Source organism: Sphingobacterium phlebotomi (genome assembly GCF_008180195.1).
GTDB lineage: Bacteria > Bacteroidota > Bacteroidia > Sphingobacteriales > Sphingobacteriaceae > Sphingobacterium > Sphingobacterium phlebotomi.
Genome location: NZ_VTAV01000031.1, coordinates 1 through 9,462 on the forward strand (window position 1 = coordinate 1; position 9,462 = coordinate 9,462).

The 9,462-nt window shown below is 38.8% G+C and carries 11 protein-coding genes and 2 pseudogenes; 4 read left to right on the forward strand and 9 right to left on the reverse strand.

Going from position 1 to position 9,462, the window contains the following annotated elements:
* Window positions 1–62: 62 nt before the first annotated feature.
* The 7 genes and pseudogenes from FXV77_RS21580 to FXV77_RS21610 form a co-directional block, all read right to left on the reverse strand.
* On the reverse strand, window positions 63–455 hold the full coding sequence (locus tag FXV77_RS21580; RefSeq protein ID WP_148921323.1) for an NAD-binding protein: 393 nt from the start codon (window positions 453–455) through the stop codon (window positions 63–65).
* 81 nt (window positions 456–536) lie between these two features.
* Entirely contained in the window at window positions 537–1,409 is an 873-nt protein-coding gene (locus FXV77_RS21585; RefSeq protein ID WP_187444214.1) for a helix-turn-helix domain-containing protein, read from the reverse strand.
* 219 nt (window positions 1,410–1,628) lie between these two features.
* A complete protein-coding gene (locus FXV77_RS21590) occupies window positions 1,629–2,369 on the reverse strand; it encodes an SDR family oxidoreductase (RefSeq protein ID WP_148921325.1) in 741 nt (246 codons plus the stop codon).
* Between the two features lie 78 nt (window positions 2,370–2,447).
* The gene (locus tag FXV77_RS21595) at window positions 2,448–3,017 is read right to left on the reverse strand and encodes a Crp/Fnr family transcriptional regulator (RefSeq protein ID WP_148921326.1); all 570 of its coding nucleotides are present in this window, start codon (window positions 3,015–3,017) and stop codon (window positions 2,448–2,450) included.
* A 3-nt stretch (window positions 3,018–3,020) separates the two neighbouring features.
* On the reverse strand, window positions 3,021–3,833 hold the full coding sequence (locus tag FXV77_RS21600) for an SDR family oxidoreductase (protein ID WP_148921327.1): 813 nt from the start codon (window positions 3,831–3,833) through the stop codon (window positions 3,021–3,023).
* Between the two features lie 77 nt (window positions 3,834–3,910).
* Window positions 3,911–4,477 (reverse strand): Crp/Fnr family transcriptional regulator, encoded by a 567-nt coding sequence (locus FXV77_RS21605; protein WP_148921328.1) that lies wholly within the window; start codon window positions 4,475–4,477, stop codon window positions 3,911–3,913.
* A gap of 56 nt (window positions 4,478–4,533) precedes the next feature.
* Window positions 4,534–4,830: pseudogene (locus FXV77_RS21610) on the reverse strand (helix-turn-helix domain-containing protein); the annotation flags it as partial.
* A 1-nt stretch (window position 4,831) separates the two neighbouring features.
* On the opposite strand from FXV77_RS21610, the gene FXV77_RS22380 reads away from it, so the two are divergent.
* Together FXV77_RS22380 and FXV77_RS21620 are read left to right on the forward strand one after the other, a co-directional pair.
* Window positions 4,832–5,326, forward strand: coding sequence for an NAD(P)H-dependent oxidoreductase (locus FXV77_RS22380; protein WP_222867853.1), 495 nt, complete (start codon window positions 4,832–4,834; stop codon window positions 5,324–5,326).
* A 243-nt stretch (window positions 5,327–5,569) separates the two neighbouring features.
* Window positions 5,570–6,055, forward strand: coding sequence for a DUF4405 domain-containing protein (locus FXV77_RS21620; RefSeq protein ID WP_148921329.1), 486 nt, complete (start codon window positions 5,570–5,572; stop codon window positions 6,053–6,055).
* Here the strand turns inward: FXV77_RS21620 and FXV77_RS21625 are convergent.
* Window positions 6,052–6,465 (reverse strand): winged helix-turn-helix transcriptional regulator, encoded by a 414-nt coding sequence (locus FXV77_RS21625; RefSeq protein WP_148921330.1) that lies wholly within the window; start codon window positions 6,463–6,465, stop codon window positions 6,052–6,054. The genes FXV77_RS21620 and FXV77_RS21625 overlap by 4 nt on opposite strands.
* A 114-nt stretch (window positions 6,466–6,579) precedes the next feature.
* Here FXV77_RS21625 and FXV77_RS21630 point away from each other — a divergent pair, with 114 nt between their 5' ends.
* Entirely contained in the window at window positions 6,580–7,053 is a 474-nt protein-coding gene (locus tag FXV77_RS21630; protein ID WP_148921331.1) for a nuclear transport factor 2 family protein, read from the forward strand.
* A gap of 283 nt (window positions 7,054–7,336) precedes the next feature.
* On the opposite strand, the pseudogene FXV77_RS21635 reads toward FXV77_RS21630, so the two are convergent.
* Window positions 7,337–8,854, reverse strand: a pseudogene (locus FXV77_RS21635) (IS1182 family transposase); the annotation flags it as partial.
* 155 nt (window positions 8,855–9,009) lie between these two features.
* On the opposite strand from FXV77_RS21635, the gene FXV77_RS21640 reads away from it, so the two are divergent.
* Complete coding sequence (locus FXV77_RS21640; RefSeq protein ID WP_148921332.1) at window positions 9,010–9,171, forward strand: helix-turn-helix domain-containing protein; 162 nt, start codon at window positions 9,010–9,012, stop codon at window positions 9,169–9,171.
* Window positions 9,172–9,462: the final 291 nt, after the last annotated feature.

The following is a 9,462-nucleotide window of genomic DNA, read 5'->3' on the forward strand; positions in this document are numbered from 1 at the left end:
TTTTTTCTTCTTTGCTCATCCAGCAAAGCTACAGACATCATAATATTGTTCATAGACGTGGACTATAGGGCGGATACCAGAATGCTGTTATTGAAAATAAACTCAACATCATCTTTTATGAGATCAAAGAGCATATTTAGTAAAATGTTCCGCTCTATTTCAAACTCATCGTCAGGCAATTTTTCTACTGAAACAGCATATTGGGTAACATCATCCGCATTTTTAAACTCCCATTTTGCCGGTCCGATTCTATTGGCCTTTATTTGCTCTAAAAGTCCCATTCTATTAACGATGTCAACCGTTTGGTTTTTTATATCAACAGGTGTTCCACCCATTTTCAGATGACTTCCAATTTCCACAACAGTAACCTTGTACCCCAGTTTATTGAGCCAATACGCCGATGTTAATCCAGCGAAACTTGCACCTGATACCAGTACTTTTTTAATTTGCTCCATTTTTTACCCGTTTAAATTTTATGGTACAAAATTCGTGCATACCAAAAAGACAGGAAATGGTTAATCGGGGCAAGTATTGGATTAATCGTGCCTTTTGTTCCGGAAAATCAAAGCTGACATTCCTGTAGTTTTGGAAAATAGCCTTGAAAAATAGGGGTAATCGTCATAGCCCAATTCAAAAGCAATTTCTTTAACCGATTTGTCGCTGTGATATAAAAGGCGTTTTGCTTCCAATATAATCCGGTCTTGAATATGCTGTGAAACAGACGAACCCGTCGTATGTTTTACGCTTTTGTTTAAATAATGAGTTGAAATATTTAGCAGCCTTGAATATTCGTTCGGTCGCTTCATCGTGCCATAATTTTTTTCTAACAATTGCTGGAATGATTTTGCAATCAGCTCAACTCTTGATAGTTGGTTTGAAGATTTATTTTCATTTAAAAACACTGAGATAATCAACACGACCAAAGTGTTACAACTCTCCTTTAACAGTAAGTGATGTAGTTTGTTGTTGGTCTGCCTTGAAAAATTTAAACAAAGCGAAAAAGTATCATAAATGTCGGTATACATCTTTTTCGTCAATACCAATGGCTTTAGTGGTGCAAGTTCTTCTAAAAATCTGAGGTTGTCTGCATTCAGGTTTTCATTTTTGATAGCCAAAGAACAAACCGCCATCGTTGTAAAGTCCAAAATTCGATGTACTTGATTAGGGTGCATATAAACAACCGTAGGTGCTTTGATCGTGTATTTTTGAAAATCAATTTCTATAAGCACGCTGCCTTTTTCAACGATATGAAATGTGTGTTCTTTATCCCGATGGGACTGTAGGGCATCTCCGTATTGCCTTGCTGTTTTAAAGTCAGATTTCTTAATGCTGATCCTATCAATGGAAGTACCATGACTTGAATTGTGCGTCATTGAATTTACAGGTATGTTCTTGATATTCTCAGGCATTTCCTTGTTTTTATTCTGTCGATTTGCTGTTGATGGGTATTCTTTTGGGTTTGTTACCAACGTGATTATATGAAAAATAGCTAAATTTCATACATTAACTTTTCACATGTATGATTGACCTTAAATGTATAAATTTTATTTTAGATTAAACGGTGAGAAGGTAATGGGAAACAAGTCCGACATTTGGGTTTGCCGGACTTTTAACAGAACAATCCCTTTTTACCAGGGAATTTCACCTGTTTCCGGATTGGTTTCTTCGCTGAAGAATTTACCTGTTGGGCCATCCTGACCGATCAGTGCATATTTTACGATTCGGTTTCCAGCAATTTCCACCTCACCACCATTCCCGAAAGTAAAATCAGTACTTGTATAACCCGGACATACGGCATTTATTTTAAAAGCGGTATCACGCAGCTGGTAAGCCAAATGAATGGTGTACATATTTAAGGCAGCTTTTGATGAACCATATACTGCATATTTTGCAAAATCATAGGCGGGCCAGTTTGGATCGCTTTGCAGGGAAAGTGAACCTACGCTGGTGCTCACATTTACAATTCTTGGTTCCGGTGACTTCCGCAACAGATCAACGAACGCTTTTGTAACTCTCGCCACGCCAAACACATTGGCCTCGAAGGCTGCCATAAATTGGTCTGAACTTGATTCAAGTGCGGTGTAGGGAGGCGCGCCTCCATTGATACCTGCGTTGTTGATGAGTATGTCCAGCGCGCCCGTTTTCCTGCCGATCTCGGTTCGGGCGTTTTTTACCGAACCGTCATCGGTTACGTCTATCTGAATAACTTCTACATTTGTCAATCCTTCGGCTTTCAGTTTTTCAACCGCCTGTAAACCGTTTTCCAACATCCGGCTTCCGATGTAAACGCGAACCCCTTTTTGCAATAGCTGCTTTGCTGTTTCAAAGCCAATACCTTTATTGGCTCCTGTGATCAATGCTGACTTCATTTTTCTTTGCTTTAATGTTACGGTACAAAGGTCGCCTGATTAAAAATGATGTCATTTACCATTTGGTAAAAAGTGATGCTAACGGATATTTTTCCGTATTCTGCTCAAAGAACTGGCCGTAATACCTAAATATGAAGCAATATGGACGAGTGGTATTCTGTTAGCTAAATTTGGAAAGTTTTTCAAGAAATCTAAATAACGGGTTTTGGCATCGGTATGTAACTTGGGCTGTTCTACATTTACTTTATCCAGCAATGTTTTTATGGTGATCTTATTGATGATCTTATCCCAATCCATTATAATTCCCGATAGTTCTTTAAAACTTTCAAACGTAAATGAAACCAATTTACAATCCGTAACAGCCCGAATGTAGATCATAGATGAAATTTTGTGGTTGAAACTTTCCAGATCTACCACAAAATGATTTTCATCTACGAAATGATGTACAATTTCTTCGCCCTTATTATTGTAATAGCAGATCATCAAAACACCTTCTTGCACAAATGCTATATGTTTGGCAATTTTTCCGGCTTCGGAAAAATACTCCCCTTGCGGTAAAAATCTTTCTTCCGCTTTAGCTTTAACCAAATCAATCTGCTTTTGATTAAAATGACCGAATTGCAATAAATAGCTGATTAATTCTTCCATCTCTTAATTATCAAAAAAAACCTTTTTTCTTGTATCCAATATTGAATCGATTCCCTGTAAGCTTAATTCTCTATATCTTGTTGTCGCATCATTTCCGGCAAAATAATGTAATGATTTTTTTTCATCTGTCGCTGCTTCATACACAACTTTGGCAATATCAGAAGGATTGTCTGCATTCACAGCAGCGTTAGGATTGGCATAAGCATGGAGTACTTTTCCCCAATCCTCCTGATAGGCGGCTTCGTGTTGTATCATTTGCGCATTACCAACAAAATTTGTTTGCATAAATCCCGGAACAATAGTTTTAATACTAACACCTATCCTGTCCAATTCATAGGACATTCCCGCTGTCCAACCCGCTAATGCTGATTTGGTTGCTGAATAAAGTGCCATAAATGGATCCGGAATGTAAGCACCTAAAGAAGTTGTAGTGATTATTGTTCCTGTTTTCCTCGTTCTAAAATAAGGAAGAAATGCTCTGGTCAGACGAATTGTTCCGAAAACATTTGTGTTAAATTGTTGCTCTAATTGTTCATCCGAAGTTGCTTCCAATGCTCCGGCCAGAACATACCCCGCATTATTGAATAATACATCAACCGGAGCTATTTGTTCAGCTTTTGTAACAATGGCTGTAATTTGATTTGCATTGCTAATGTCCAATTCTAAAAGATGTACATTGGGTAATAGAGAAAGTTCAGTTTCACTTTCCGGATTTCGCATTGTTGCAATTACCGTCCATCCTTTTTCTGAAAATAGTTTAGCGGTAACTTTCCCTAAACCGGACGAGGCTCCTGTAATAAAAATTGTCTTGTTCATTTTTTTATTTTTTAATATCCGTTACAAAGAACAAGAACTTAAGGCTTATAAGACTTGCCATTTGGCAAGAAGTAATCCTAACGGATATTTTTCCGTATTCTGCTCAACGATTGTTGGGTAACGCCTAAGTAAGAAGCAACGTAGATCAATGGAATCCGGTTAATGAGCGAAGGGTAATTTTCCATAAATTCAAGATAACGTGTAGTCGCGTCCTGGGAAATGACCGGGCCTTTTCTGGATTTTTGATACATACACAATTGTACCATCTTGTTTTTGATAGGATCCCAACCTACGATAATCCGGGAAAGCTCCTCCCAATTTTGTTTAGAAAATACAACAAGTTTGCAGTCGGTACACGCCTGTAAATAATCTGAAGAAACCGCATTCGCCTCAAAATTAACGTAATCAGCCATCAAATTATTTTCGCCAATAAAGCAACGTGTAATTTCTTCGCCCTGGTTGGTATAGTAGCAACCGCGAACAACACCATCCACAACAAAACCAACCTGTCGGGGGATTTGTCCGGCTTCTGAGAAATACGCGTCCTTGCGAAGTTCTATTTCTGTCGCTTTGTTTTTGATAAGGTCAATTTGTTGGTTGTTCAAATTGCCAAACTGTAAAATATAGGCTATCAATTTCTCCATTAAAGCAAAGTTAAGAAATGGCTTGGGCTATAGTTTACCATTTGGTAAAAAGTGCATCAATTAAACGATTGCCGAAACTCCAAAGGACTCATTTTGGTTTTCGTCTTGAACAGCTTACTAAACGACTGTGAATGCTCAAAACCCAATTCGTAGGCAATTTCGCTTACGGAAAGGTTTGTAGTTGATAGTTTTTCTTTGGCTTTTTCAATCAGTTTGTCGTGTATGTGCTGCTGTGTACTTTGTCCGGTTACCGTTCGCAGCAAACTGCCTAAATAACTGGGCGAAACATTCAGTTCTTCCGAAACATACTGAACAGATGGTAAACCTCTTATTGTCAGATCATTACTATTAAAGTTGAATACGAAACAGGTAGTAATTCACGCACAAATTTCTAATTATTTTTTACTATTCTTTTTCTTAACAATTGTTATCGTTCAAGCATTTGCTACTTCTCAACTTTGCAGTATAAAATTAAGCAAAGTAAAAATGAACGTAGTAAACGTATTTAATCATCCCTATGAAGGAAGCTTTGGAAACGCAATTTTAAATTCCGTGACCAAAGGGCTTAAAGATGCAAATCACGAGATAGACCTTATGCATCTTGATAATGATGGATTTAATCCGGTAATGTCAAAGGCAGATTTGAAAGCATTTGTGGATCACAAACCTGTAGATCCACAAGTAACAGACTATAATAAACGTCTGAAAAAAGCAAACCACCTGATTTTTATTTTTCCCATTTGGTGGGATATAATGCCTGCAATGACCAAAGGATTTGTTGATAGAGTTCTTACTCCAGGAGTTGTGTACGACCACCATCCAAGGGGTTTTGGTTTAGTACCACTTTAAAAATACTTAAAAGGTGTGACAGTAATCACAACCATGAATAAACCCAAGATAATGTATTCCCTGCTTATTGGAAACTTAATCAAGAAAGCAATGATAAAAAGTGTTTTCAAAACTATGGGTTACAAAAATCTTAAATGGATTAGCTATAACATGGTAAAGTCAGTAAGTCAGGACAAAAGGATCAAATGGTTAACCGATATTGAAATCAAGTTTTCAAAACTCAACTAAATAAATACATATACTATGAAATTGAACAGAAATTACGTTACCCCCTTCATTTCCTTAATTTTCCTAGTCGTTGGAATTTCAGGCATGCTCACGTTTTTTCATTTATTTGACGGCTATACGGAAGTCGTACACGAGTTCTTTGGCGTATTCTTTTTTATTTGCGCCATTTTTCATGTTATACTCAATTGGAAAGCCCTGAAAATTCATTTCAAAAGAGGAGTTTTCATTCCCGCCGCCTTGGCCTTGACCGTAATATCCCTACTATTTATTGTAGAGCAACAATACAGTCCAAAAGTAAATACCATCATTTTGGAACGAATATCAAAAGCACCTATTGTCGACGCATTCAAGGCACTACAGATTGATTCGCTCAAAGCTGTTAAAAGATTGGAAGAAAATGGGATATTGATAAAAAAGGCTGAGACATTGGGAGACATCTGGACAAAAAATGAAACAAACATTATGGAAGTGTTTGATCTGATTACAGAAAATCAAGACTAAGCCTTCTTGTTGAATTGCTCAAAAAGAGACCGCAATGTCTCTTCGTTTTCTACAGACCAATCCAGTAATACGGCTAATGGGTCAGCGGTGCTTTTTCCAAACTTCGTTAGACAATACTCTACCCGGGGCGGAACCTCCGGATATACCTTACGTTGTACCATCTTGTAATCAACCAATCTCTTAAGCGTTTCATTCAGCATCTTCGGTGAAATATCGTTAATTTGCTTTTGAAGTTCATTTGTTCGTTTTACCCCCTGCATCAACGCCATCAGAACAAGCAGTGTCCACTTATTTGCGATCAGTGCGAGCGATTGATTTAATATACAACTTGTGTCCAGACTAGACTTTAATAAAAAGCTTTGCTGCAATCTTAAATAATTATCAACTTTTTTTTCTTGGTTATGTGTCATTGCGCTTAATTTATACTTAAAAGTATATACTATACTTTAGTGTGCCTACTTTCAAATGTATAAAATTACATTTAATTTTGTTAAAAGCAATTAATATATAAAACGTTAAATACGATGGTAAACAAATCAGAAAAAGATCAGAACCTTCCAAAAAATGCAGGAGAAATAATTTTCAACAAACTATTAATGGGATTGAATGATAGCGCTGAAGCCGTCATCGACCTATTTCATCCTAATACTACTGTGGAATTTCCTTATGCATCCTCACTCGGCACAACACCAAAGATGAACTTTGAAGAATGGTACAACTACCTGAAAGGCGGACTCCCTAGTATGCCGAATATAAAATATGACAGCATCAGGGTATATCAGGTAGATGAACAAACTTACTGGACTGAAGTCTATGGGGAAACCCGTATCCCAACCACGGGACAATTGTATCAACAAAATTGGGTGATGTATTTTACGTTAAAAGAGGGTCTTATAAATTTTTATAGGGAATATTGGGATCCTTATGCTGTCGTTAACGCATTTGGTAATGGAGATTTAGAAGCTGTTAAAGCTGTGTTTAACACAGTCGAAAAATAGGTAGTCGACATGGCCAAACCATTCGTGGGATGCAATTGTAAGCGGTAATTACTACTGCACAGAAAATGGGAAATAAGAATACACCAAAATTGGCAACAAGAGTGCACACTAGAAAGAAGGCGTCTAAAAAGGCGCCTTCTTCGGTTATATCGATTTTTCTGGAAATTTCTAATTATTAAGCTGCGTTGGCAGTTAATAGCCTTATCCGGGTTAATTTACTTATATTCATTGTTCTGAGGATTTTTTTGTCGTTAAAAGGGTTGTTGACGGCGTTGTTTTTTGCTTTTTTTGCCCATTTTCTTAGATTATGTGCAATTGCCATCAATGCGAACTCCACATCTACTTTTTCGATCCCTCGCATGGTAAATCGGTTGAATTTATTGTTGCTTTTCAATTGTCCAAAAACAGCTTCCACTTCAACCGGCCGCTTACTTCGGTGATAAAGGCCTTTTTCAGAAAGCAGTCTCGTCTTAGCGCCGGCTTTCAACCGGGCTAACCTATGATTGATTTCGATAGTCCTGTTTTGCTGTGCTTTATGACACTGTCCCCGCATGGGACATCCCTCACAGCGCTGTGCCTGGTAGATACTGACCTGACTGACATAACCGTTGCTACTGATTCGCTTGGTCTGTTTCAATAAAGTCAATCTCTGTCCGTCCGGACACACAAAAAAGTCTTCCTGGGAGTTGTAATAAAGATTTTGTACCAGAAACGGATTGTTCTGTTGTTTTCTCTTCTGCTCCATATGAAAGTAATTGTACTTCACATACGAAGTTATTCCCTTACCCTCCATCAGTTCATAGTTCTGTTCACTTCCATAACCTGCATCAGCCACCACTTCTTTACTTTGGGTCTGGTACCGGGATTCGAAGCTTTCCAAATGGGATTCCAGCGTAACTGTGTCAGCAGTTGTCTGATGGATACTATATTGGGTGATGAATTGATTTTCTGTACTGATCTGGGTATTATAAGCGGGTTTTAACTGACCGTTCTTCATATGATCGTCTTTCATCCGCATAAATACAGCATCCGGATCAGTTTTGCTATAGCTATTACGCTCGCCTAAAGTTTCCAGCTGCTGCTCGTATTTCTCTAACCGGGGCAGGTAATCTTCTTCCAACTTTTTGAGCTGCTTTTGCGCAGACCTGCTTTTCTCTTTGAGGTCTGTATTGATCTGATCCATTTTCTTCCTTAACTCAGCACTATCTATAGGTCTAGAAGTTTCTTCTCTGCCCAGCTCGGATTGATCCTGTTTGATCTGGGCGTCAATATCAGAAAGTACCGCTACGATATTAGCTTCCAGCTTCGCCTTGTTCTTTTCAATCGATTTCTTCCAGACAAAGGTATAGCGACCCGCTGCCGATTCGATCTTGGTGCCATCAATATACTGAACTTTCAGACTGACATATTCCAGCTCATGGAGCATGCGGACGATATCAGCGAAAAGCCCCTGGATAACCCCCTTAAGGCGTTTTCCACGGAAATAGTTTATGGTACGGTAGTCCGGTGTGCTATTGCCCGAGAGCCACATAAAGTATATGTTCTGCTGAAGTGCGCTTTCTATTTTACGGCAGGAATAGATATTGCTCAGATACGCATAAAATAGTACTTTGATAAGCATTCTGGGATGATAGCTCGTCGTTCCGCCACCTTTGTACAGTTTGATGATATACTCCAGATCAAGGCTGTCAACGACCTGATTGACCAAACGGACCGGATGGTGCTCTGGGATCCGCTCAAAAATATCTTCCGGAAAAAGGCTCGGACTATTGGAGGGTAAGGCTTTAAACTGTACTTTCATATCGTTTTTTGGTTGCACCTCAATTTACAAAAAACGGAGGACAAAAAACACAAAACCCCGCCATTTTCTTTAATGACGGGGTTCTTTTTCTAAAAGACCTTTTTAGACAGCCTCAATAAATACGAACTTCATTGATTAACGACAATCGATGAAGTATGAACGCATTCTTAAGCAAATTTATGATGTATTATGAAATTAAACGAATGTACCGGCAAGGTCGTTCGGTTTCCAAGATCAGCAAGGACGTTGGCTGCAACCGCCGAACCGTCAAAAAGTACCTTGCGATGGACGATGGCGAGTTTGAGTCATTTCTGTAGACCCAATCGGTCCGACAAAAAGTCCTGCTGGCGTACGAGGACTTTGTGCACAAACGGCTCGTCCAGTTCCGCGACACATCTGCCGCACAAGATATATCTGCTATAACAGTACGCCATTGCTCCCGATCAATAATATAATGCTATTGAGGTTAGTGCATATCATCAGAATATGTACGATGGCGAGTTTGAGTCATTTCTGCAGACCCAATCGGTCCGACAAAAAGTCCTGCTGGCGTACGAGGACTTTGTGCACAAACGGCTCGTCCAGTTCCGCGACACATCTGCCGCACA